This window comes from Sphingobacterium athyrii (genome assembly GCF_003071065.1).
Taxonomy (GTDB): Bacteria; Bacteroidota; Bacteroidia; order Sphingobacteriales; family Sphingobacteriaceae; genus Sphingobacterium; species Sphingobacterium athyrii.
The window spans coordinates 586440-609231 of sequence record NZ_QCXX01000002.1 but is presented as its reverse complement, the minus strand read 5'-3'; the positions used below and the strand labels follow the sequence as shown (position 1 = coordinate 609231).

Below are 22792 nucleotides of genomic sequence, written 5' to 3'. Positions count from 1 at the left end.
GAGCTGCAAAAATAAAAAAGATAACATTAAATGCAATTATGTTGCATTAATAATTTGCAATTACTACCTTCGTCAAAATTTTACACCATATGAAGTACATCAACACACAAATCGCTCTAGCGGGAGCGCTGATTCTGATGCTCGGATCGGCATCATCCTGTAAAAAGGAAACGGCAGCTATTCCCACTGAAATCTCACTTTCGTTACCATCGCAGGTCAGTATTCGCTACGGCGAAACACAGGAAATTCATCTTCCGAAAGACCTATCTGCAAGTACAGGACTGACATTCAGTTTTGACTTTTCCCAGACTGCAGACATTAATTTAGGCAACGGGATTAAACTCAGTGACAAACTGAACCAAGCCATCAAATACGATAGCGAAAAACAAAGCATACAGATTAACAGTTCCCTACTCTATCCAAACGGGGCCCAATCGAGTAGCTCACGCATTCCCGATGATTATAAAGTCACCGTGATAGCCAAAGAATCTCATGGCACAGTGGTAGGGAAAGAAAATTTTTCGATCAAGATAACAGCTGGATCTATTGCTATCAAAGGACTAAAAAGCGGCGGCGAGTTACCTTATTCGTATGTACTGTATGGCGACCAATCTACTGATTTTGAAATAGATCCTCTCAGCCTACCAATTGATGGTGCTAGCTTTCATTTGGTTAAAAAGGATGGAGAAGAAAACATTGCTTCAATAGCAGGTACGCATATCAAATTATCAAAGGACGCGGGAGATCCGGAAAAAAAAGCTGAAAAGTCTTTCGAGCTGACTCCCGAACTTAGGAAAGATGGCTTTCCTGTGGCTTCAACTACTTTCAGGGTCATTCTGATTCCACAAATTAAGTTCTTGTTTGGACAATATTATCCCGATCTAAACCTGACAATCGACTTTAGTCTGATACACATCGGTCTTTCAAATGGTTATGTCTCTGCAGCACCAACACTATATCCAGAAAAATATAAATCTGCCTTTGAACTGGTTTCAATACAAAAAGATGGACTGCCATTTACAGATAGCGAAAAGCTGTTTAGCGTCAATGCCCAAACAGGTACAGTTTCCGTGAAAAAGAGCGACAGTTTGAAAGCTGGCAGCTATAAGGTAACCATAAAGGCACTGACAACCACAGGGCTTGAATTTACGGCTAACCTCACTTTAGCCATGTCTGAAGGATAGCGGCTCCACCCAAGTTACCGTAACCGAACCATTACGATAACTTAGATACTTCCTTACCCCCTTGCTACTGACAGGTAGCGCCTAAGGGGGTTCGATTGAACTTCTTAAATGCGGCGTCACGGAAAGGAAATGTATTCAATTAACTCTACTTGCTATTATTCTTACTGACATCAATAGCAACGATTACTTCGCTCTTCAAGGTACGAAAAAAAAATATTGTCTGGTGGCTTATACTCATTCCAAACATCTACCTCATCGTGGCGCAAACAGCATTTGTCATCCTATTTTTTACTCGGAGGGCCTGAAAATCGTATTCGAAAGAATGCGAGGAAATCTTTTGAGACACTAAAATAGTTTACAATGGATCATATTTTGTGGTATTTATTTGTCGTAAAGTAAGAGGGTGGCTACACAGAAATAAACAGCTATATTTCCATTTTAGCTCGACAGCGCTTCGAGTATGGCATATGTTTTAAAGATACTGAGGAGAAGCGCAAACAAGAGGCAGTACCAGAACACATCGATTTCCTTGGCCAGTTTGATCGCAAAAACAATGATGAACATCAATGGGCAAACTGCAATAAAAACGAAAATAGCTGTAGCGATCGCTTCAAAAATATCCTCATCGTAATTCATCAGCAAGAGCATGATGCCAATGTAAAACAGCCATACGATCATTGGGGAGACAAAACATATCAGCAACTTCCAAAGTAAGCTGAGCTGAAGGCCTGTAGGGATCGCCTTCCTCTTATTCCTGTACAATAAGAAGCACATAGCCGCTACCGCTAAAGTCAGCATCGCCAATTGCACATAGGTATTTACAATGGTGTCGGCGCGCGTGTTTACCGTCGAAGAGGATTTGAGTTTATCCCCGCTATATTGCTTTACCTGCGTTTTCTCGCCTTGGACAAATGTCTGTACCACCCTATCGTTACTGCTGCTATCCCGGAGTGTCCAGGTAGCATCTTCCAGTCCCATCTTATAAAATCCTTCTATGATCCGCTTATTTCCTTTTGTTCTTATCAATGGTCCATCGAGGCGTCCGCCATTAAATCGCAACGAATCCGTCCACTCATCCGTATGAATGGTGAGCTGGGTGATTGTTCCAGCGGGAATACGCGTTGCGCTATCCCCGATAATGCTTAACACGTCCTGATCGAGCTGTTGGATATTTTTATTTTTATTGTAATCATCATTCCGGACAGGCCTGTTGCGATATAAATAATCTATTTTAACAACAAGCAGCGAATCTTTTTTATAAAATTGAAATCCATAGTAAGGATCAAAATTCTTGAGTGTCGGATGCCTTAGTAAGATATACTGCGGTTGCTCAAAGGCTTGGATATATCGCGGCTGTGTGGTGGCACAAAAAGCGAACATAGCGACCATACCGATAAGGTAAGTACTTAGGCGCAGCATGAATACGGGCCGAATAGCAGGCTGTGATCCGCTTTTCGTATAAAACCAGGCCAAGCCGATCATGGGTAATGCCATGAGATCGGACAGATCTACTGTTCGTCCTACACCAAAATAAGGATTCATCCATTGGATGAGCCCCGCCGAATATTCACTCTTCCAAAAGGTAAACAGTACTGCTGTGGCTATAAAAATCAATGCTTTCCGTTTGGGAAAGATAGCCGACCAGAAAATAGGGAAAATAAAAAGCCCACTAAAATCGGAGAGCTTTCCTGTCAGCACATTGTGAAATGCCCCTTTTAAATAAAAATCGTTCACGAGCAGCAGGATCAGAAAAAGAATAAAAAGTGGCGAAGCGAGAATCCTTAAGCGTTGATACATAATCTAAGTTACCTTTTCTATTGATACCCATTATACCATTTGGTAACCTTTTTCATCGCGATATGATTTAGGAGTCTTAGCTCTTTTTTACTGCTGCGGCTGAGTATACACTAGTGGAGGTCGCATTCTACATTTAAGTTAAGCCCAATCTTTGAAGTTTGCTATACCAATATTTACCAGTAATTGTATCGCAACTTTGTAATAACAGGTCGGATAAAGCAGGTCAGCATATTAAAGCTTGGTTGAAGCAAGTCAAAGTACAGCTAAAAGCGCTATCCGAAATGCCCAATAAAAAACAAGATTATGAGACAGTACAGAAGAAAACTTGCGCTATTCCGGCAATGTCGTTAAGCAGCAAGGCTATCCCGGAAATCCGTCTGTTAGGTGCAGGTGGCTCCGCAGAAAAACAAACAGGAGATACAACAGCACGATACAAGAGCTTATGGAGAAGCACTTTAATACATACGAATATCAACAGGATCAGCCGGCAAGCTCCCCTAAACGCGGTAGTTCAATCCGCTCGGGTGCACGCTGGATCTATCGTCGCTTACCTGGTCTGATCATTTATGGCAATGCCTTTCTCTACATGTACGCGGGATGGGCTAAGTTTATGAACATGGCTGCCTTTATCAAAGGTAATAGCAAGCACTAAGGTCTGTAGGTTTTATCATTGCTTGCATAATCCGAAGGATATGCACCCAGCTTTTGGATTCGGGTATATATCCGGGACGATTCAGGAGCATGTGCACCCAGGAAAGGAAAGAGAACCGTTGTTTTCAGCCAAGTAAACAGTGATTCCGGAGCAGACAATAGCAGATGCCATACTCGATAGGATTGTGCATACGTCACACCGCTTTACTATAAAAGGAGAAAGCTTACGTAAAAAAAGGTAACTTTGTCATGCTAAACAAAAAGCACAGGAGCTAAAACTGGGTGCATATTACTGGAATATGCAGCATATTAAAAAACACACGGAAAGCTTACAAAAAAGTTTTAAAGATCTCTCCGTGGAACAAGTCATTCAATTAAAGCTAATGGCACTGGTTTTCTATTTTAAATTACCTCGATGGAAAATAGTGGTCGAGCAGTATATAAAATCCCCTATTGACAAAGAAAAGTCGATAGCCGATACTATTAAAGAATCTACTAGCAGCTATCAGGAAATTACAGAAAAAAGCTGCTGAAGTAGACGAATATGCAGATGACTATGAAGAACTCGAACCACCGGGATAAGACAGCGCTGCTTGCGCAGGCGGTACCAATAGGATTTTTTATCTTCCAAAATACGCTCGCTGCGTACATTGATCATATTGCGCCGCCGATCGGCCCGCAGCTTGGGATCGTCAATATAGGTCGGCAATACGCCCCACTCCATCTCGGTCAAGGCCAGCTGGCTTGAGTCCTTGTCCTTATACAGGATCGGATATTTGGGAAAGGTAATGGCCTGGACATTCTCCAGATAGTCATAATTGTAATCCAATTGACGACGCTCATCCCGCAATTGCGGAAAGTGTCTATTTGATAGTCTCAATATCGGTATGGAGGCTAATATCCCAACACATAATGGTATCCTTTCTTGTTTTGGCTTTGACACGAATATACGCAATTTGTGCTGTAAATAATGATTGCCCTACGACAAGAAAATTGTGCTTTTCAGTTTGGACTAGATCGGGGCTACCGAAGGATGTCTATAGCCGATACTTTCTTTTTGGTCTGTCCATCGGTAATGGTCGCTACTACCCAACCATATTCTAAGGAGAATAGGATATCGATAGGATTTTTACGCTGAAACCTGGTTTTGGTACGTAGGTAATTGACAATATTTTTCTCATAGAGCTTAAGCATGCGCTTGTCCCAGTTCTCTTCCTTGATACGGTTAAGAAAAATACGATAGACTGATCCTGTTGCTAGCAGGCTTTCGATCTTATCTGCATCTTGCGGGAGCTGCAGGGCTCTTCCTTCCTTTGCCCCCAGTTGATGGGCATGCTGATTGGCTGCTTCCTGATCATCATAAGGCGTGAGTAGAAAGCCTGCCTTCTCCTTGACATCGGGCCACTCAAAACGCTGCAGCACAAAGTCGGCATAGCCTGATCGACGAGCTCGCGAAACGAACTTTTGGTGACTTGTTCAAAGGGATTGTACAGCATAAGGCTAAGATAGGGTTTATATCACAAAAAAGGCCGCTTAGACAATATCCAAGTGGCCTTAAAATCTTATATTGTAATCCGTTTTATTTTCTTTTAGCCTTCTCTGCCTCTATCTGCTTTACAAACTCTACAGTGACGTCTGCTAATTCGGCAATTTCCGAAATCGAAAACTTATTCAGAGACAAAAGGTTTTTTATTACATCTGATTTCCCTTTAGCTTCTCCCTCTGCTTTTCCTTTAGCCTCTCCTTCGGCTCTTCCTTCAGCCATTGCTTTTTCGCGCGCTCGTTTCAATAGCTCTTCCTGACTACTTCGGATGCTCTCCGCATCCCATTTATTTCTTAAACTTACGTTGTACATCTCTCGTTCCTCCGGTTTTAGTTTGCTATACTCTGCTAACTGAAATAACTTTTCAAAAATAGGCTTACGCAAATAGGTGGAAAGTCCATTTAGCGAAGACATATTTTTGAGTACGTAAAGCCAACGATCTAAATCATTAACTAACTCTGCCTCAGCTTTAACAAAGTTAACCAATTCTATATATATAAAGCCTAGATCCTCATAAAATATTTTACCATGATCTCGATAACATAAACAAATATCGTGCAAAAAACACTTCTCTGCACCCGCATCAGGCATTGCAAATCCATCCATCAACACAATAATATAGACTTCACTAATTTCATAATTCCAAGCCCTTCGGTTGCCTTTGGGTGCCTGATCCGCAATTAATTTACTACTGTAGTAGAGCATGCGCTTTTTCAAATTAACCTGTGACGTGCGCTGCACTTCAATAATAAACCGTTCCCCATTGTCTGCCGTACAGGTCAGATCAAAAATAACTGTACCGATATCCTCTGTATCCCCAACATGTTCATTTTTGTTATAATACAGGTCAGCAATAACCTTGCGACCTCTAAAGAGTTCGTTTAAGAAAGCGATGAGAAGATCTTTATTGGTATCTGATCCGAAAACTTTTTTAAAGCCATAATCTGTCGTGATATCGATATATTTAGATTGTTTCAATTCACTCATAATACATTGTTTTAAAATTGGTTAACAATGCAAATATAAGTAAATAAATAATATAATACTAATATTTTTAGTATTATATTATTATTCTCTATAGAATTAAAACTAGGTTCTCGATCAAGAAGGTCATTTCCACCCTACTCACTCCTCGGATCGGGTTTTAAAGGCATCTTAGCACAGCGGATCACCTCAATGGAAGGGCAACCATATTCTACAACAACTTTTCCTTCAACCAAATAGATTCCCGCACCACGGAGTGGGTAATGGTCTTCACAAATTTCTCGCAGACAAAGTCGCCCACATTTTAACGTTTTAAAGAAACTCTCAGCGGCAGCATTGTCCCAGCAATTCCCCTTTCTACTCATACTCCTTGTTACGATTTTATAGGAATCTAACGTGTTACTAAATTTTTCGCATGGATACTGCGTACCCCAAAAGTACAATTGGAAATAAAGGGCATTATGATGAAAAGACAATTGAATTAAGTTCCAGCTTCTTTATCCGTAAAAATCTGGACTCCTGCTTTCTTTTCAATTAACTGTAGCGGATATAATTCAGGATTATATACACCATTAAGAACCTCATTCAAAGCGTTTTTCTTGGATTTACCAAATGTAACAATCAGAATATTTTCAGCTTTATTGATGATAGGTTCAGTCAACGTAATTCTGAACATTTCCTGTGGCTTTAGGTAGTAGGCATCCACCCATTTTTCTTTTTCTTGTAAAATCTTCTCACCTGGAAACAGAGAAGCTGTGTGGCCATCATCTCCCATTCCTAAAAGGATGAAATCAAAAATACCGTCAGCTCCCAAAACATTTCTGATTTGAGCTTCGTATTCTTTAGCATAATTTTCAGGCTCAATTCCGTCTTTATACATGGGGAAAATCTGATTTTCATTGACTGGAACTTTATTCAAAAGGACTTCCAAAGTCATCTTAAAATTACTTTTCTCATCGTCAAGAGAAACCCATCTTTCATCTACCCAAAAAAAATGGATTTTGTTCCAAATTATTTTATCTGCATATTCGGGAGTAGCTAATAAACTAAAGATGGCTTTCGGTGAAGAGCCTCCACTCAACGCAACCACAAATTTATCATGCTTCTGGATTGCTTGTTTCGAAAGCTCAACAAATGTATCAGCGGCTTTTTTATATAAAGCATCCAGATCATTAAATATTGTAATATTCATTTTCTTTTAATTAGATTCTAAACCCACTGATGTCCCTGCCGCTCTACCAGTGCATCACTCTCATCAGGTCCCCAATTGCCTGAAGCATAATTTGGGAAAGATGGGTCTTTGGTTTTTTCCCAGGTTTCCTGAATCGTTTTTATCACATCCCAAGCTTCTTCTACCTGATCAGAGCGCATAAACAATGTCAGGTCTCCCACAAGTGCTTCCAATAAAAGAGTTTCATAAGCTTCGGGCGTATCGGTCTGACAGGCAAAATTATCGAAAATCATTTCCACAGGTTTAAGCGCTAAAGACAAGCCTGGCTTTTTAGACATAAACTGCAATCTGATGTCCATTTGTGGCTGGATATTAATAACCAATCGGTTAGCCGACAGAAGCGAAGTGCTCTCTGAAAACGTCGAATGTGGAAGTGGCTTAAACTGAATCGTTATATAAGAATGCTTTTCTTTCATCTTCTTCCCGGTACGAACATAAAAAGGAACATCCTCCCATCTTTCATTATCCAGATAAAACTTAATAGCGACAAATGTTTCCGTATTGGAATCAGGAGCAATTCCCTCTTCCTGGCGATAGCCATTTACTTTTAGTCCATTTACTTTGCCTCGTCCGTACTGTCCTCTTACCGCATAATGATCTACTTTTTCGGGAGAAATCCTACGGATGGATTTTAAAACATCAACTTTACGATCCCTGATCTCACCCGATTCGAGTGAGGCCGGAGGTTCCATAGCAACCATGCAAAGAATTTGCAAAAGATGGTTCTGAATCATATCGCGCAAAGCTCCTGTCTGCTCATAAAAACTGGCTCTTGTTTCCACTCCTACTTGTTCGGCAACTGTAATCTGCACCGATTCTATATGTCTGTGGTTCCAAAGTGGTTCAAAAATTGAATTTCCGAACCTGAACGCCAAAATATTCTGAACCGTTTCTTTACCTAAATAATGATCGATACGATAAATCTGTTCTTCTTGGAAAGTTTGTGAAAGAAGATTATTCAGCTCAATGGCAGATTCTTTATTGTGACCAAAAGGTTTTTCGATAATAATTCGATCTGTTGCAGGATCAGATGCTATTGACGTATTTTTAAGATGATTTGAAATTACCGATACAAAGTTTGGTGCAATGGACAAATAGAAAAGTCTGTTTCCTCTCATTCCGTACACTTTATCAAAATTTTCCAGTTTCTGATATAAATTCTGATAAGAGCTTTCTTCATCAAGCTGATGCTGAAAATAGCTGATGTGAGCCTGAAAACCAGCCCAATCTTCCTTGATTACAGTCTTCCTGGAAAAACTCTCCAGATTTTCTTTAATATAAGCGCTGAATTTTTCATCCGTATTTTCGGCTCTTCCTAGAGCTAAAATATTAAACCCTTTTGGCATTCTGCCATCGATATATAAATTATAAAAGGCAGGAAAAAGCTTTCTTTTTGCCAAATCCCCTGTTGCACCAAAAATAACGATCGTTGTTGGATGCAGGACTGTATTGTCGCTCATTGTTAGGATCTAGTTATTTACGTTTTGCCATGAAGTATGAAAGACTCCTTCTCTGTCCGTTCTTTGGTAAGTGTGTGCACCAAAATAATCACGCTGAGCCTGAAGCAGGTTTACAGGTAAAGATGCTGTGGTGTAAGCTTCAAAATAGCCTAGGGCCGACTGAATTCCTAAGCTTGGAATTCCGTTTGATACAGCAAAAGCAGCTGTTTTTCTTAATGACGAAATTTTATCTTTTACAATTTCTGAAATTTCCTGATCCAATAAAATATTAGATAAGTTCTCGTATTTTGAATAGGCCAGATAAAATTTTTCCAATAAAACAGAACGGATGATACATCCACCCCTCCAGATTTTAACAACATCTTTTAACGGAATTTCAAACTGATATTCTTCAGAAGCTTTTACCAATAATGCCAAACCTTGAGCATAACTGATTAAAGTAGATAAATATAAAGCATCCCCCACTTCTTTGATGAACAATTCTGTATCTTCAGGCGTTTTTACTTCTTCTTTAGCATATAATTGAGATGCTTTCACGCGCTCATCTTTGTAAGCGGATAAAATTCTTGATGTTACTGCAATATCGATCGTTGGAATAGACACCCCAACTTCCATCGCCTCCTGGGAGGTCCATTTTCCGGTTCCTTTTGCTCCTGCTTTATCTAAAATCTTGTCGACAAGAAAACCGTCTGTTACATCATCTTTTTGCTGGAAGATATCTCTTGTTATTTCAATAAGGAAGGAATTCATCTCGCCTTCATTCCATCTTTTGAAAACTTCATACAATTGTTCATTGGTAAGATTAGCTCCTTTTCTCAGTAAATCGTATGCTTCACTGATTAACTGCATGATGGCATATTCAATACCATTGTGAACCATTTTAACATAATTGCCTGCAGCTCCTTTCCCCATATAAGCGGTGCAAGGTTCCCCGTTTACTTTTGCCGAAATAACTTCCAGCATAGGCTTCACCAAATTAAAAACTTCCAAGTCTCCACCCGGCATAATACTCGGTCCTCTTCTTGCGCCCTGCTCTCCTCCAGAAACTCCCATTCCCATAAAATGAAGGTTTTTAGAAGCTAAATCAGCTCTACGTCTCTCGGTATCTTTGAAATAAGAATTTCCCGCATCAATTACAACATCGTTTGGACTCAAAAGCGGTGTTATGCTTTCAAGAACAGCATCAACCGGTTTGCCTGCAGGAACCATCAAAATAATTTTTCGCGGACTGTCTAAACTTGACACAAATTCCTCTAGAGAAACAGACCCAACAACCTTTGTACCTGAAGCCACTCCTTTACGAAGTTCTATTACCTTTTCTTCATCTAAATCGAATCCTACGGTAGAAAAACCATTATCGGCAATATTGTAAAGCAGATTTCTTCCCATTACACCCAGACCAATGACCCCGTAATTATACTTTTCCATTCTTACTTAAAGTTTATGTTATAAATCAAATTTACTGAAATGCATGCCAGTAAAAAAATTATCTAAAATTTTCTTTCAATCGTTACACTAGTTATCATCAACTGGAAAATGTCATGAATGAATAATTCAATAAGATTATTTATATTCAATGGATGAATATTTAATACGATAAACTCGCTCGTTCGATCGTAATTATTCAATTTGTTACTCTCCCTAAATGAAAACTAGATAATCATCCAATACCTGGTTTTCTTCATTTAGGATCAATATATAATGGCCTAGATTCAATTGTTTTGACCTCAAATTCAGCCTGACTTCAATAACATAATATGCACTGCGCGAATCATTATACAAAATCTTTATCGAGTCTTTTTCAGGTTGAACATCACTGTGGGACAAACCTATTTCACGAAATAAATATCGATTTTCCTCGTTTTGGATACAACTATGATAGGAGTCAATACTGTGTTTAAAATAGTTCTCAACTATCTCTTTAAATTTATTCATTATCATAGAAGGTGCTATTTAAACGTGTTCCAACTTCTGCGCCAATGGCCCATCTTTAATCAGTAAACTCTTTCTTGTTCTTTCGGATGTAGTCAACCTGAATTTTTTGCAAGTTTTTCGCGTCATTAAGTTTATAGAATTCATCGTCAAATTTGTTCAACGGATTGTTCTCATAGGATTTACTAAAACCTTCTACCGTGCCATCCTGATGTTCAGTTATTTTCGATTTCTCTTTTTCAAACGTGTTGTTTGCTCGCTCAGTCAGATCGGCAAATTTAGTTGCGCCGACCAATTTCAACGCTTCTGGTAGCGCTTTAGCAAATTGACCGCTTGAATTGGAATAAAATTGATTATAGCCACCATTATTTACTTCTGCTTCTAATTGGACGATCATATAAATTGCTTGTCTTGATTTGTTCCAGGACATGACGATTTCATATTCTTTATCATATGCTGCCGATAACTTACGATAGAGATTATCATAAACGACTTTTAATAACATTTCATCTGAAGTCGTATCAATGATGTGTTCGGTTAATGGGGTCTGGATTGATGGCTTACTATTGTTTTGCTGAATACGTTCAGAGCAGCCAAACAAACTTAAAATTATTATTGATATAATTCCAATGGTAATAATTTGTTGTCTCATTGATTTTATCATCGTTAAAACTTTTTAGTACGCAAAGATATGCAATAATCCTATTCATGGAGATTTCGGAAGCCTTGACCATACAATTTCGGAAATCGCTGATCAGTTATTTCGAACAAATCTGATCTCAAAGATCGGATCAAGGATGAAATTATAGCAAGTTATTTTAATAAATTTTCTCACTGCATTAACCGCTCGCAAAATTCGATAATTAAATAAAATTATATCCCTTAATTACCAGTGATAGCATTGAAATGATTAATTTTAGTCAATGGGATATGATGAATTGTAAACCACTAAAAATATAGTATGAAAAAAATATTTTTTGCTTCTGTCATGACCTTATCTCTGCTCTCCTGCAGAGATAATAAATCTGTTAATTCCCCTGTAGACAACGTAATAGATAATGCAGGCTCCTCAGCTTCCGGTTCCCTTAAAAGCTATCGGGGCGACGAGCTGACCGTAAACCGTATCTATTTTGAGTTGATTAAAAATGATAAAAATCTGACGGCGCTCAATACCAAAATAGAAAACACCTTCGAGGAGACCGGAAGAACTTTAGCCGTCTATAAAAATATACTTAACACCTCTACCTCTTATTATCAGGATGCTCATCAGCAGACAAAATCTATCACAGATTCATTAGTCAGGCAACAGGTAGAAAAGGAAATTATGGCCAGTTCTGAACAATACAATCTCAACGTAAAAAATATAAAGGAACGGATTGATCTGATCAACAAAAATAATGAGACTTTGACAAGCCTCTATACCACTTTTAAAATCAGAAAAACGCTCCCTGAAATTGAAAAATATCAAAATGCACATCCTTTACAAAAAGATAGTCTGGATCATTTCGTGAATAAACAGAATAGCCTTCTAGATGAATTAAAAAATTTAAGATAGATGTTATGAACACATCAGATCTTATTTTTATAACTTAAATTATGGATAAAAAGAATTCTTTATTTTTTATCATTCTATTTTGCAGCCTCTCGCTGTCCGCCCAGACCGAGCGTAATTTCTCAGGCTGGGGCGCAGTTTTTTCATCCTATAGAATCAGCCCAAAATTCAGCATACATCTGGATGGACAGCTGCGAAGTACAGATGAGATCAGACATTTGCAGAGTTTTCTAATAAGGCCTGGCCTGAATTTTCATGTATCTGGCAATAAAATTTTGACTATTGGCTATGCTTATATCAAAAACCGCCGTGTTATAGACGAAACGGCTTATATGCTGCCCGAACACCGAATATGGGAGCAATTTATCTATAATCAGAATCTGGATATCAGCGATCATACTACCTCACTCCAGCATCGGTTCAGGCTGGAGCAACGTTTTATCGGAAAAACTTATCCGGACGAAAACTCAATGCTGATTGATGGCTATGAGTTTTCGCACCGGCTGCGCTACTTTGTCAGAGGCGTGTTTCCGATAGTTAAAACCAAAAGCTTCACCGACGGTGCTTTTATATCTTTGCAGGACGAGATCTTTGTGAATATCGATAATGCACCAACTTTGACCAACGGAAAATTTTTTGATCAGAATAGAGCATACATGTCTTTAGGATGGCGCTTTTCGCCAAAGTTTGACCTTGAATGCGGATACATGTATCAATATGTAAATGGTAAGAATACGGATGTCAAAAATAATATTATTCAGTTAGCTGCTTATGTACGGCTTTAATTTCTTTACCGTTTTATTTTTAGCTTATTCTAAACAAAGTTGGCAATTATGCTGTTTGCCGAGAGCCTCAAGATAGGCAGTGTAAATGATTTCTTGCTTTAATGACAATATCCTTTACATTTATTTGGAGGCAATTTTATCTATGCGATTAATTTACCTCTCCTCGTTTCTCTACTTTCTACTTTCCGCATTTCCAGCACTTTCGCAGCAGCCTTTTGCCACCCAGCAGAAACACTTGAAAAAAACCTTCAAGACGGAGATAATAAAGCCTTTGGTTGTTGCGAATGAGGAATTATATTCGTCATTCGATTATTTAAAAAAAAATTGATGAGTTGATGAAAAAGATGAAATAAGCAGAAAATTAGTTAAATTGAACAATCCTTTAATTAAACAATGAACCATACATTAGCGATTAAAGTTTGACATGATACAGCTGCTTACGCATGTTCACCAATTGCTGCCTTAGCTTAACCTGATCGGGCGTTACTGGAAGGAAACTGTGCAAGCAGAGTTCTCGAATTTCCTCAAAGAGCTCGTGCGACCAGACAAAAAGCTCATCATAGCTACAGGCGCCATTCTTGATGCGCAGGAGTTCTTCCCTATTGGGACGTTGTATCTGTAGTTCCCTTTTCGACAAAATCTCTTTTGCCTGTTGCAATAGACGTATGGTATGCATCATATTTTTGGCGTCATAGCCCTGGCCATGATTCATTGTCCCTTCAAAGCGCGCTTCATTACGTGCCGACACCCAACTAAAATATTCATTATAGGCCTTGCAATAAGATGAATAAGCTTCGTGATTAACAAAGAGGTACGTACAAAGTGTTTCTTCCCTGGGGATAGAACTGCAAGAAACCTCATTACTCTCCAGTGTAGCTACGACACCTTTGTAACTTAGAGTCTGGCTCTGATCATAATACAGAGTATACATTCCCTTTGCATGTTCAATCTTTGCTAAACCACAGTTTTCCTGTTTCCACTGCCGGCTGCTTAACCATTCTTTCAACGATAAACTTCCGTGACCAGCTATGATAAAGCAGAAATCCAGCAAACTTTTACGTTCACGATCCATTGGATTGTTGATTTTCTTATTCAATCCTTTTGCCTTCCGCACCTGTACCATGGCGTATTGCGCAAAAGTCATAGCTGCCTCTCGCGTGATAAAATCCTGCATTTTAAATTGATCAACTAGTGGATCTTTATATACTATGCAATCGGCAGGACTAGCTAAAAGCTCCATGATATTAGGATTACTCTTTGAAAGGAGTTCTACGAAACGCCCAAGTTCATAGTAAACCTCATCATTGCTGGCATTAGCCACCTGGGCAATATATTGACCGCCCAAGTAATATTCCAGGGGCAGATAAAATACCCCCCTGATATCGGTATCGGAAGATGCTGTGGCCAATCCATATGCCCGGCTGCCGACAACAGCCTCAAACAGGATCAGCCCGTTCTTTCGAAGTTCGTCTATAGTCATCTTAATATAGTTTTAAAGTATTTCTCCAGTCCTTCCTTATCCGATACGGATACGGGAACCTGCCCTACTTGATGCTCTAAATGTATTAACTTTGTTTCGATATAACTCCTTATGATAGCTGAACAGCTGTACACAAACCCTTCATCAACTTGGCTCTTCAACTTTTGTAACTGCATAACTTCGACTTTAACATCATCAGGCAATAATACGGATAGTTCGGCCAATGTCATGGGTGCATAACCGCGATTGGTCATACTCCAGTCTGCTGCAAGTAAAGACCTAAGGATATAAAATAAGCTCTTGAGCTTCATGGTTTCCCGTTGAAGATCTTCTACTTTGCTACGGACGATCCCAAGATAATGATGGGTGTGCCTACGTGCGTCAAAATAATTTTCCATCATTGCCCTAAAACTTGCTTTGAATCCGTTAAACTCGTGATAAACTATTGGTGACTGGATCCATTCAAACGGGCTCACATTACTCTTATATAGCAAGGTGAGTACTTTAAACAGATCCCAACCTGCGATATCGAGGTCATCGATCATTGGAAACCGCATTTCGGTAGGCAGCGGAAACAAACGGCTATAGTCCTCTGCTTTTCTTATATAAATAAACCGAACGTCGTAATCACTGTCGATTGACGGAAATCCCCAACCCCGACTTCCTGATTCACAGGCGAAAAGTATACGTACTCCTTCGCTCGCTTCTATCTCCATTAGCTTCTTGATGATATGTGCTTTCATTTCTTTGCTCCTTTTTTAAATTTTCATTAACACAAAGATCGATTGCGATACTGAAGCCTTTTTGCGCATTCAAAAAAGAGAACAAAAATATAATGAGAACGCTTATTATCAGGAAAATACTTTTCTTATACAAAATTGAAGCTTACACAGGGATATAAAAGTACGCAGATATATTGCGTAGCATAAGGCAACTAAAAGTGTCTATGGTATGTGGGAGGTACCTAAAAGTAGCTAGTTTTGTTATCCAAACAGGGGGCTGATAACACAACATGCACTTAAATAGTGTAAAGCCGTAACATATTACAGCGATCAAAAAAGGCTAGCAAGGCAGTACAACTATTCGCCTAAGCACACTATTCTTTTTGGAATATGGAGACACTTATCTAAATTTGATTTGTAAATAAAAACCTGTAAATTCAATAGAAATTAACCTCTTTCCATGATGCAAAGCAACAATTGGTTCTACCTGTTTAAATACATCCAGCAAAAAAAAATATTTTTGTTAATTACACTATTAACTATTTTTCATCATACAAGCTCTGCGCAAAAAGATCCACAGCTCAGGGAAGCACTGTCTATCATGACAAAAGCATCTATTTCCGGAGATATCGAAGGAATTCTAAGTCAAACATCACCCCGCATAATTGAAAGCATGGGCGGGATAGATCAGGCAACAAAACTGACCAAGGAACTCTATTCTTCTCTTATAAAATACGGGGTTAAAATTGATTCCATGATCAATTATGTCGATATAGATGTCTCAAAAATTGATGGGATAGCGTATTGCTTTATTCCTCAAGTATTGGTAATGTCTATGCCTGAAAAAGGCAAAATGGCAATCACTTCAGCTAACTTATTAGCGTTAAAAGAGGGCGAAACCAAAAAATGGACTTTTATTAATTTCAATAAAATGGATCAGGAAAAGATCAATTTGTTTCTTCCTGAATTTAATGGCAAGGTTTCTCTTCCTCAGGGTCTAGAAAAAAAAACATTAGTCGTGCAGAAAGAAGAGGTAGATAAAACAGTCGATCATCTAATGAAACTTATAGATGAATCTGTCAAAAAAAATTGAAAAATACCAAAATGCAAATCCTTTACAAAAAGATAGCTTGGATCATTTCGTGAATAAACAGAATAGCCTTCTAGATGAATTAAAAAATTTAAGATAGATGTTATGAACAGAGTGGCAATACTTTTATTTCTAATTACCTTAGGTGGTATCACTTTTGGGCAGGAAAAACTTTGGGTAAATCAAACCAAGGTAAATGACGCGATGAAATTCGAATCACAACTGAATCCAGATGCGAAATTTTTAAATCAAAATATTTTCATGTCATCAGATTATTATCCTTACCTCCAAAAGTACCCTCTCCAGAATCCAATAGTTGTAGAACGATCAGCGGTAGATTATTTGCCATTGTCGGTTGAATATTTTTTTTCAGAAAAAGACTCATTACTCCGAATAGTTTCTTGTGACTGGGAGGTGACCAAATATAATAAATCGATGCAGGAGCTTGCTAAAGGCTGGAAACAAGAGAATAAAAAACTTGACATCTATAATAAGGAATACGAGCGAATAAAAAAGAACATGATCCAAATATTTGGTCAGGCAAACGCTGATGATCAAGAACCCAAAAGTGTCAAATCACCATGGGACTCAAGCACATATTTATCCCGCAAAACAGTTTGGGATAATATGGATCTACATGCTCAGCTGGATTTAATCTTTTCAGACAATACGCATCGAGTCAGGTTGACTTACTATTGGAAAGATAAACAGAATTAGGCCTATTCTGCTAGCTCTGATAAAAAAATTAAACCGGAGCTAGCAGAAGTAGTAGCTATCTGTGGAAAACAAGGTGCATGTAAGCGCTATGTGGGGGATGCCGAAAAGTCGGTATTTGCAATCGAAAAATACCAGGGATGTGATATATTCTTTTTAAATTGTATTACCGCAATTGGTCATTAACACTTATAACTCCATTCGCTTTATGCCATAAGAGCGTGAGCATGAAGTGAAGGCAAATAAAACACATTACATGGAAAAAAAAGTAGGTATTAAAAAACTATCCTTCGGATGCATATATCTTTTCATTAGTTTGATTCTGCTTCCCTGTTTCAGTAATGCACAAAACAAAACAGTCTTATCAACCGAAGATTGGACGCGTTTGTTAACCGAACAGTTATTCCCGGGTAAAAAAACTGATAGCGCAGTTTTTCAATTTGACGTCCCCTTTGAAGAGAAGTTTATCAATGTAAATGATAATACAGTTTTACATAGTTTACTTTTTAAAGCTAAAAAGCCTAAAGGTGTTATATTCTATTTACATGGAAGTAACAACGCTTTGGATACGTGGGGCAAAATTGCGCCAATATACACCTCCAATGAATACGATGTATTTATGCTCGACTATCGTGGTTATGGCAAGAGCCAAGGTAAGGTGACGGACGAGGATTCACTGTATCAGGACATTCAAATTGTTTATGATAAACTCCGGGAAACTTATTCGGAAAATCAGATCATCGTTTTAGGTCAATCCATGGGCACCTCCCTCGCATCGTACATAGCCGCAAAGAACAATCCGAATCTTCTGATCCTGCAAGCACCTTATTATAATCTGAAAGACTGGACAAATGATGTCGCTCCTGAACTGGACATCACCAATATTCCCTATAATTTTGATAATGCCTCTTTCCTAAAGAAAGTAAAGTGTCCTGTGATTATTTTTCATGGCAACAAGGACACAGCGGTCTATTATGGTTCCTCTGTTAAGCTCTCAAAACTACTAAAGGCTACTGATCAATTTATCACATTGCAAGATGAAAGCCACAACGATTTCTCGAAAAACGAGGCTTACCTAAGTTCAATAAAGTTAATTTTGGAAAGGAATAAATAGGGACCGGTCGTGAACAAGTACTTTTTTCCCAATCTAATAATGCATTCATAGGGATAGTTTACAAAATTCACGACTTTTGAACCACTGTGCTGCAAGTAACCTGTGCGATAATAGAACACGCCAATAAAATATTGATCTGACAGCGATCGGCTTCGATGAAGCTTCCGTTGAAATGGGAATTTCAGGATGGAAGATCGAGACCGAGGAGCTGAAACTCAGGAAACTTAAAGGCGTTGACGACATTTACATAGAAGACGGCCATATTCGTGGCGTGGTGATAACAGTGGATCGGGATGACTTCCAAGATACAGTATGGCCAATATGCCGAGAACTGGTTCATTCCGAACCTTCACCGCCCAGGGAGACGCTACGTTACCCATTCCAAATGGTAGCGATATCACGGTTAGGTTTACCGACGACTGGTCAAGACTCACGCCGCGCACAACTGTTGCCGAATTGAAAGCTGAACAGGGTACCTGATCTGAAGATCGTATAAGGGAACTGAACGATCTGTGATCGGCAGTTATTGATAAATAAACATTAAATTCATAATTTATGGAGGTCATGAAATCAGCCGGCGGCCATATAAAGATCATATTGAAAGAAATATCTGTGAAAGATTCTGAGTCATTTTACCGATTGTACTTTGGAGATGAGTCAGCCATTCAAGATCAGACAACCGATGAGGGGCATATGAATCCGGTACAGTTTACAGAACATATTTTATCTCTTTGTGAGGAACTCTACAGTATACGAACTGTGGAAAATGAGAATATAGTTATTGGTGACTGTGCCTTACATCACTGGAATCAGGAAAAAAAGAAAATTGAGATCGGTGGTTCTCTGCTGCCCGAATATTGGGGAAAGGGAATAATGTCTGCAGCTTTTGAGTTGTTGATAGCATTGGCAAAAGAAAAGTACCAGGTAAATGTATTGGTCGCAAAGACGGAAATAACGAATCTTAAAGCACTGAAATTTGCTAAAAAATTGGGTTTTCAGAAGATGAGCAATGAAGGCGATATCATTATTCTCGAAAAACGGGCTTTATAATGGGGCTGTACACAGCACACCGGCATGCATAGCGCCCGGTTCTGCATTATTGTGTCATTGCCAAAATATCTGTAGATTAGATGGAATAATAGTTTCATATACAAATAAGCTAAGTTATGATGAAGATATTATTTGGCATGATCCCTCTTCTAGTAGGGTCTTGTAATGATGTAAACGATTTCTACCAGGGCCGAGTAATTGATGAGCAAAACAAGCCACTGAAAAATGTGCTTGTTTCTGAGGATGACACGAAAACGGGAGCTCAGACAAAGACAGATGGTAATGGCTATTTTAAATTAGCCCGCACACCGCAGTGGTTGGGTACATTGATTTTTTATAAGGCTGGCTACAAAGTGGACTCTATCCCCACCGTAACACGGCAATCCGGGGAAAGGGTAAATTACAGCTTTATCAATAAAAACGATACAACAACCATTGTGTTGGAACAGGTCAAATAACTGTCGGGGTTTAATTACTGAAGGCGATGGGCAGAATGACCAATGGATCTCTGAACGATGATGAACAAACAGATAAGCTTGTAGAACAATATGATGCGTTGTTATCTGCTATAGAAAAACCACTGACCTTACAGAGGTGAACAATCACTTTTTAAAAAAGCGGGACTGCAAATCCAAGATGCTCAGCTGGATTTAATCTTTTCAGACAATACGCATCGAGTCAGGCTGACTTACTATTGGAAAGATAAACAGAATTAGGCCTATTCCCCACACAAAACAAGATGCTGGCAATGCACAGCAAGGCCGTACAATATGATGAAAGATTGAACAGCTTGTGTTAAACTGATAAGGGTAGCTTTAAATCATTACCTTTAAATCATGCTGCAAGCAACCTGTGCGATAATAGAACACGCTAATAAAATACTGATTTGCCAGTGATCTGCTTCGATGAAATTTCCTTTGAAATGGGAATTTCCGGGGGGGGGGGGGAGATCAGCAGTTATTTCTATGGTTGTATTCCAACATTCGTTGGATCTACCCGCAGCAATTCCTTTCTTTCCACGTATTGGCGTAAAAGTATCATTGTAAAAGCCAGTACACCAAATACAATGGTTATCCAAGGCGTGAACTGCACGCCTTTAGAAACAATTATCCAACCTCCCACGGTCGTTCCCACGGTTACGCCCAGGTTTCCAAATGAAGTGGCCAGGCTATTCGCAAACTCCATTGCTTCTGGTGCTGAGGAAATCATATAGGTAGAGGCATTCAAAAAGCTTGGCGAATACAGAAAGCCCCATAAGGCGATTACAACAATCGTTGCAACGGTATTTCCTCCCGAAAAATGCAATAGTATAGGCACTATGATTGTCCCTGAAAGAAAAAATAAGGCTGTAGAGGTTATGTTTTTGTTCAGCATTTTGCCTGCCACCCAGTTGGCAAGCACACCGATAATGCCAAATACAAACAACATATAACTGACCATTGTGCTGTCCATACCTTTTGCTTTATTCAGATAATCGGCAAAGTAGCTATAGGTGGAAAACCACGCCGAAATCATAAAGAAATTCATCGCAGTGCTGACTATGAAGGTTGGTTTGGTCAATATTTTCAACTGGCTCCCATAGGATTTTTTTTCTTTTACAGGCATAGGTGGCAATACAAAGTAGATGGCCAGCAAAGCCACAACGCTGATAATTGCCTGCACCATAAACGAATATTCCCAAGAGAAAAGGCTGGCTATATAAGTGGCGAACGGAACGGTCGTTACCATTGCAATGGCAACACCGCTGAATACGATACTCATCAATTCGTTCTCGTTCTGTTTATTGCCCTGCGAAACCGCTACGGATAAAGCTGTTGCGATATAAACAGGCTGTAAAAATGCAGGCAATATCCTCACAAGCATCAACAACCAAAAGGGCGGTGAAAATGAAGATACAACTCCCGTAACAAGAAAAATAAAGATAGCCGTCAGCATCACTTTCTTACGGTCAAACCCTGATGCCAGCAAGGTCATAAAAGGTCCCGTAAGAGCAATTACCAAAGCAAAAGCACTTAACAAATACCCTGCTTTATCAATGCTGATATGGTAATGTTCCGCTACCTGTGGCAAAATACCGATGATGCCAAATTCTGTTGTAATGACCGCTAAAAAACCCAATGCTCCTATATATGCGTATTTTTTCATTTGTTAAAAGTCTTTTTTAAAAATTCTCTGTATAATTCATTGATGCCGGATTCTAAAGGGAAGAATAAACCACGTTTTTGTACAATGTTCCCAAATCCCAATAGGAAGCCGGCAAATATTCCTGCGTAAAAACCAATCCAATAATATTTTCCTTTGGGTCTACCCAATAATGTGTGTTAAATGCACCGCCCCAGAAAAATGTTCCGACATTGGCAGAGTGGATAAATTTGTTTTCATCCGTTACTAGCCAAAAACCGAGGCCAAAACGAAAATCGGGGTCTCCTTTAGAAATGGTATTATCAGAAAGTTGGTTTGTGGTTATTAACGCAATGGTTTTTGAACTTAAAAACTTTTTCCCTTTATAAATACCTTTGCTTAACAACATTTGCAGAAACTTGGCATAATCTTCTGTAGTGGAACTCAATCCAGCTCCTCCAGACAACACAATGCCCTTCTCCAAGGGATAATTGACAGGACTGTTTCCGTAGATAGGATGATTGACTTTTTCAAAGCCTTTAGTTGTTTTTTCTGAAATGGAAACCAGCCTGTTGGCTTTTGACAGTGGAATGGTAAAGTGTGTATCGTTCATTTCCAAAGGCTCGAAAATCCTTTTATGGAAAAACTCATCCAACGGCAAGCCACTTACCACCTGTATGAGGAAGCCTAATAAATCGGTATTCAATCCGTATGTAAATTGATCGCCGGGCTGGTGCAGCAATGGCATTTTCGCCAATATTTCTATCTGATTTTTCAACAGAGCCTTACTGCCTATTCCTGATAAAACTCCCGATTTTTTGTATATGGCTTGTATCCTGCTGTCGTCTGTAATTGATGGATAGCCGATACCTGAAGTATGCCTCAACAAATCACGGATGGTGATTTCCCTTTGTGCAGGAACAGTCGTGTAGCTACTGTCGATAGGATTGAATTTGTCCAGCACGTTCGGAGTTTTGAACGCCGGGATGTATTTGGAAATAGGGTCGTCCAGGAGGAATTTCCCCTCTTCCCAAAGCATCATCACCCCTATGCTCGTGATGGCCTTGGTCTGTGATGCGATACGGAAAATATGGTTGGTCTGCATGGGTTGTTTGGTTGCCACATCCGCATAACCAAAGGCTTTATTGTACACTGTTTTGCCGTCCTTAATCAGCAAAACATTACCTCCTGCAACTTCCTTGTTTGCAATTAACCGATTGGATAAGTCATCTACTCTTTTTTCTAATAAAGGTATTTGTGCCGAACTGGTCAATATGACCTGGCTGGCGATGAAAGTTAAAATTTGTCTGTACATCATTAATTTATTTGAATTGAACACACAAAATTACCCGGTAATAACTAAATTCGCATAGTATACAGCT

23 protein-coding genes and 1 pseudogene are annotated in these 22792 nt (G+C 39.1%); 11 read left to right on the top strand and 13 right to left on the bottom strand.

Annotated features, from left to right (window positions below):
* Positions 1–89 precede the first annotated feature (89 nt).
* Complete coding sequence (locus tag DCO56_RS09090) at positions 90–1184, top strand: hypothetical protein (protein WP_108633420.1); 1095 nt, start codon at positions 90–92, stop codon at positions 1182–1184.
* Positions 1185–1622: 438 nt separating this feature from the next.
* Here DCO56_RS09090 and DCO56_RS09085 read toward each other — a convergent pair whose 3' ends face one another.
* Positions 1623–2981 carry a hypothetical protein gene (locus DCO56_RS09085; RefSeq protein WP_108633419.1) on the bottom strand — a complete coding sequence of 453 codons (1359 nt, stop codon included), beginning with the start codon at positions 2979–2981 and terminating at the stop codon, positions 1623–1625.
* Positions 2982–3223: 242 nt separating this feature from the next.
* On the opposite strand from DCO56_RS09085, the gene DCO56_RS09080 reads away from it, so the two are divergent.
* Positions 3224–3541: a hypothetical protein gene (locus DCO56_RS09080; RefSeq protein ID WP_146191007.1), complete on the top strand. Its 318-nt coding sequence runs from the start codon at positions 3224–3226 to the stop codon at positions 3539–3541.
* Between the two features lie 240 nt (positions 3542–3781).
* Positions 3782–3874, top strand: a pseudogene (locus DCO56_RS29505) (ATP-binding protein); the annotation flags it as partial.
* Positions 3875–4137: 263 nt separating this feature from the next.
* Here DCO56_RS29505 and DCO56_RS09065 read toward each other — a convergent pair.
* The 8 genes from DCO56_RS09065 to DCO56_RS09025 all read right to left on the bottom strand — a co-directional run bounded on the left by DCO56_RS09065 (position 4138) and on the right by DCO56_RS09025 (position 11434).
* On the bottom strand, positions 4138–4575 hold the full coding sequence (locus DCO56_RS09065; RefSeq protein ID WP_181390502.1) for an SOS response-associated peptidase family protein: 438 nt from the start codon (positions 4573–4575) through the stop codon (positions 4138–4140).
* Positions 4576–4655: 80 nt separating this feature from the next.
* Positions 4656–5054 carry a hypothetical protein gene (locus tag DCO56_RS09060; RefSeq protein WP_108633415.1) on the bottom strand — a complete coding sequence of 133 codons (399 nt, stop codon included), beginning with the start codon at positions 5052–5054 and terminating at the stop codon, positions 4656–4658.
* Between the two features lie 157 nt (positions 5055–5211).
* Positions 5212–6162, bottom strand: a complete 951-nt coding sequence (locus DCO56_RS09055) for an Rpn family recombination-promoting nuclease/putative transposase (RefSeq protein WP_108633414.1) — start codon at positions 6160–6162, stop codon at positions 5212–5214.
* A gap of 134 nt (positions 6163–6296) precedes the next feature.
* A complete protein-coding gene (locus DCO56_RS29240) occupies positions 6297–6524 on the bottom strand; it encodes a hypothetical protein (RefSeq protein ID WP_181390519.1) in 228 nt (75 codons plus the stop codon).
* A gap of 116 nt (positions 6525–6640) precedes the next feature.
* On the bottom strand, positions 6641–7351 hold the full coding sequence (gene pgl, locus DCO56_RS09045) for a 6-phosphogluconolactonase (protein ID WP_108633412.1): 711 nt from the start codon (positions 7349–7351) through the stop codon (positions 6641–6643).
* 17 nt (positions 7352–7368) lie between these two features.
* Positions 7369–8850, bottom strand: coding sequence for a glucose-6-phosphate dehydrogenase (zwf, locus tag DCO56_RS09040; RefSeq protein WP_108633411.1), 1482 nt, complete (start codon positions 8848–8850; stop codon positions 7369–7371).
* Between the two features lie 9 nt (positions 8851–8859).
* On the bottom strand, positions 8860–10278 hold the full coding sequence (gene gndA / locus DCO56_RS09035; protein WP_108633410.1) for an NADP-dependent phosphogluconate dehydrogenase: 1419 nt from the start codon (positions 10276–10278) through the stop codon (positions 8860–8862).
* Positions 10279–10840: 562 nt separating this feature from the next.
* Positions 10841–11434, bottom strand: coding sequence for a DMP19 family protein (locus tag DCO56_RS09025; RefSeq protein WP_241254767.1), 594 nt, complete (start codon positions 11432–11434; stop codon positions 10841–10843).
* Positions 11435–11743: 309 nt separating this feature from the next.
* Here DCO56_RS09025 and DCO56_RS09020 point away from each other — a divergent pair, with 309 nt between their 5' ends.
* The gene (locus tag DCO56_RS09020) at positions 11744–12337 is read left to right on the top strand and encodes a hypothetical protein (protein WP_108633407.1); all 594 of its coding nucleotides are present in this window, start codon (positions 11744–11746) and stop codon (positions 12335–12337) included.
* Between the two features lie 41 nt (positions 12338–12378).
* Positions 12379–13119: a DUF2490 domain-containing protein gene (locus DCO56_RS09015; RefSeq protein WP_108633406.1), complete on the top strand. Its 741-nt coding sequence runs from the start codon at positions 12379–12381 to the stop codon at positions 13117–13119.
* 412 nt (positions 13120–13531) lie between these two features.
* On the opposite strand, the gene DCO56_RS09005 is transcribed toward DCO56_RS09015, so the two are convergent.
* Positions 13532–14599: a DNA polymerase beta superfamily protein gene (locus DCO56_RS09005; protein WP_108633404.1), complete on the bottom strand. Its 1068-nt coding sequence runs from the start codon at positions 14597–14599 to the stop codon at positions 13532–13534.
* Complete coding sequence (locus DCO56_RS09000) at positions 14596–15342, bottom strand: nucleotidyltransferase domain-containing protein (protein ID WP_108633403.1); 747 nt, start codon at positions 15340–15342, stop codon at positions 14596–14598. The genes DCO56_RS09005 and DCO56_RS09000 overlap by 4 nt, the downstream gene beginning before the upstream one ends.
* 499 nt (positions 15343–15841) lie before the next feature.
* Between DCO56_RS09000 and DCO56_RS08995 the strand changes: the two genes are divergently transcribed.
* The 6 genes from DCO56_RS08995 (at position 15842) to DCO56_RS08970 (ending at position 19747) form a co-directional block, all read left to right on the top strand.
* Positions 15842–16414 (top strand): hypothetical protein, encoded by a 573-nt coding sequence (locus DCO56_RS08995; protein WP_146191006.1) that lies wholly within the window; start codon positions 15842–15844, stop codon positions 16412–16414.
* 102 nt (positions 16415–16516) lie between these two features.
* On the top strand, positions 16517–17128 hold the full coding sequence (locus tag DCO56_RS08990) for a hypothetical protein (protein WP_108633401.1): 612 nt from the start codon (positions 16517–16519) through the stop codon (positions 17126–17128).
* 253 nt (positions 17129–17381) lie between these two features.
* On the top strand, positions 17382–18239 hold the full coding sequence (locus tag DCO56_RS08985; RefSeq protein ID WP_146191005.1) for an alpha/beta hydrolase: 858 nt from the start codon (positions 17382–17384) through the stop codon (positions 18237–18239).
* Positions 18240–18560: 321 nt separating this feature from the next.
* Positions 18561–18719, top strand: coding sequence for a hypothetical protein (locus tag DCO56_RS29235; protein WP_165307911.1), 159 nt, complete (start codon positions 18561–18563; stop codon positions 18717–18719).
* Positions 18720–18794: 75 nt separating this feature from the next.
* Entirely contained in the window at positions 18795–19289 is a 495-nt protein-coding gene (locus DCO56_RS08975) for a GNAT family N-acetyltransferase (RefSeq protein WP_108633398.1), read from the top strand.
* A 116-nt stretch (positions 19290–19405) separates the two neighbouring features.
* A complete protein-coding gene (locus DCO56_RS08970) occupies positions 19406–19747 on the top strand; it encodes a carboxypeptidase-like regulatory domain-containing protein (protein ID WP_108633397.1) in 342 nt (113 codons plus the stop codon).
* Positions 19748–20252: 505 nt separating this feature from the next.
* Here DCO56_RS08970 and DCO56_RS08965 read toward each other — a convergent pair.
* A complete protein-coding gene (locus DCO56_RS08965; protein WP_108633396.1) occupies positions 20253–21434 on the bottom strand; it encodes an MFS transporter in 1182 nt (393 codons plus the stop codon).
* A 52-nt stretch (positions 21435–21486) separates the two neighbouring features.
* On the bottom strand, positions 21487–22728 hold the full coding sequence (locus DCO56_RS08960; RefSeq protein WP_206531774.1) for a serine hydrolase domain-containing protein: 1242 nt from the start codon (positions 22726–22728) through the stop codon (positions 21487–21489).
* Positions 22729–22792: the final 64 nt, after the last annotated feature.

Excerpts from the sequence above, each read along its gene's own strand:
- DCO56_RS09090 (WP_108633420.1), top strand. The coding sequence starts at position 90 with ATGAAGTACATCAACACACAAATCGCTCTAGCGGGAGCGCTGATTCTG.
- DCO56_RS09085 (WP_108633419.1), bottom strand. The coding sequence starts at position 2,981 with ATGTATCAACGCTTAAGGATTCTCGCTTCGCCACTTTTTATTCTTTTT.
- DCO56_RS09055 (WP_108633414.1), bottom strand. The coding sequence starts at position 6,162 with ATGAGTGAATTGAAACAATCTAAATATATCGATATCACGACAGATTAT.
- DCO56_RS29240 (WP_181390519.1), bottom strand. The coding sequence starts at position 6,524 with ATGAGTAGAAAGGGGAATTGCTGGGACAATGCTGCCGCTGAGAGTTTC.
- pgl (WP_108633412.1), bottom strand. The coding sequence starts at position 7,351 with ATGAATATTACAATATTTAATGATCTGGATGCTTTATATAAAAAAGCC.
- zwf (WP_108633411.1), bottom strand. The coding sequence starts at position 8,850 with ATGAGCGACAATACAGTCCTGCATCCAACAACGATCGTTATTTTTGGT.
- gndA (WP_108633410.1), bottom strand. The coding sequence starts at position 10,278 with ATGGAAAAGTATAATTACGGGGTCATTGGTCTGGGTGTAATGGGAAGA.
- DCO56_RS09025 (WP_241254767.1), bottom strand. The coding sequence starts at position 11,434 with ATGAGACAACAAATTATTACCATTGGAATTATATCAATAATAATTTTA.
- DCO56_RS09020 (WP_108633407.1), top strand. The coding sequence starts at position 11,744 with ATGAAAAAAATATTTTTTGCTTCTGTCATGACCTTATCTCTGCTCTCC.
- DCO56_RS09015 (WP_108633406.1), top strand. The coding sequence starts at position 12,379 with ATGGATAAAAAGAATTCTTTATTTTTTATCATTCTATTTTGCAGCCTC.
- DCO56_RS09005 (WP_108633404.1), bottom strand. The coding sequence starts at position 14,599 with ATGACTATAGACGAACTTCGAAAGAACGGGCTGATCCTGTTTGAGGCT.
- DCO56_RS09000 (WP_108633403.1), bottom strand. The coding sequence starts at position 15,342 with ATGAAAGCACATATCATCAAGAAGCTAATGGAGATAGAAGCGAGCGAA.
- DCO56_RS08990 (WP_108633401.1), top strand. The coding sequence starts at position 16,517 with ATGAACAGAGTGGCAATACTTTTATTTCTAATTACCTTAGGTGGTATC.
- DCO56_RS08985 (WP_146191005.1), top strand. The coding sequence starts at position 17,382 with ATGGAAAAAAAAGTAGGTATTAAAAAACTATCCTTCGGATGCATATAT.
- DCO56_RS29235 (WP_165307911.1), top strand. The coding sequence starts at position 18,561 with ATGCCGAGAACTGGTTCATTCCGAACCTTCACCGCCCAGGGAGACGCT.
- DCO56_RS08975 (WP_108633398.1), top strand. The coding sequence starts at position 18,795 with ATGGAGGTCATGAAATCAGCCGGCGGCCATATAAAGATCATATTGAAA.
- DCO56_RS08970 (WP_108633397.1), top strand. The coding sequence starts at position 19,406 with ATGATGAAGATATTATTTGGCATGATCCCTCTTCTAGTAGGGTCTTGT.
- DCO56_RS08965 (WP_108633396.1), bottom strand. The coding sequence starts at position 21,434 with ATGAAAAAATACGCATATATAGGAGCATTGGGTTTTTTAGCGGTCATT.
- DCO56_RS08960 (WP_206531774.1), bottom strand. The coding sequence starts at position 22,728 with ATGATGTACAGACAAATTTTAACTTTCATCGCCAGCCAGGTCATATTG.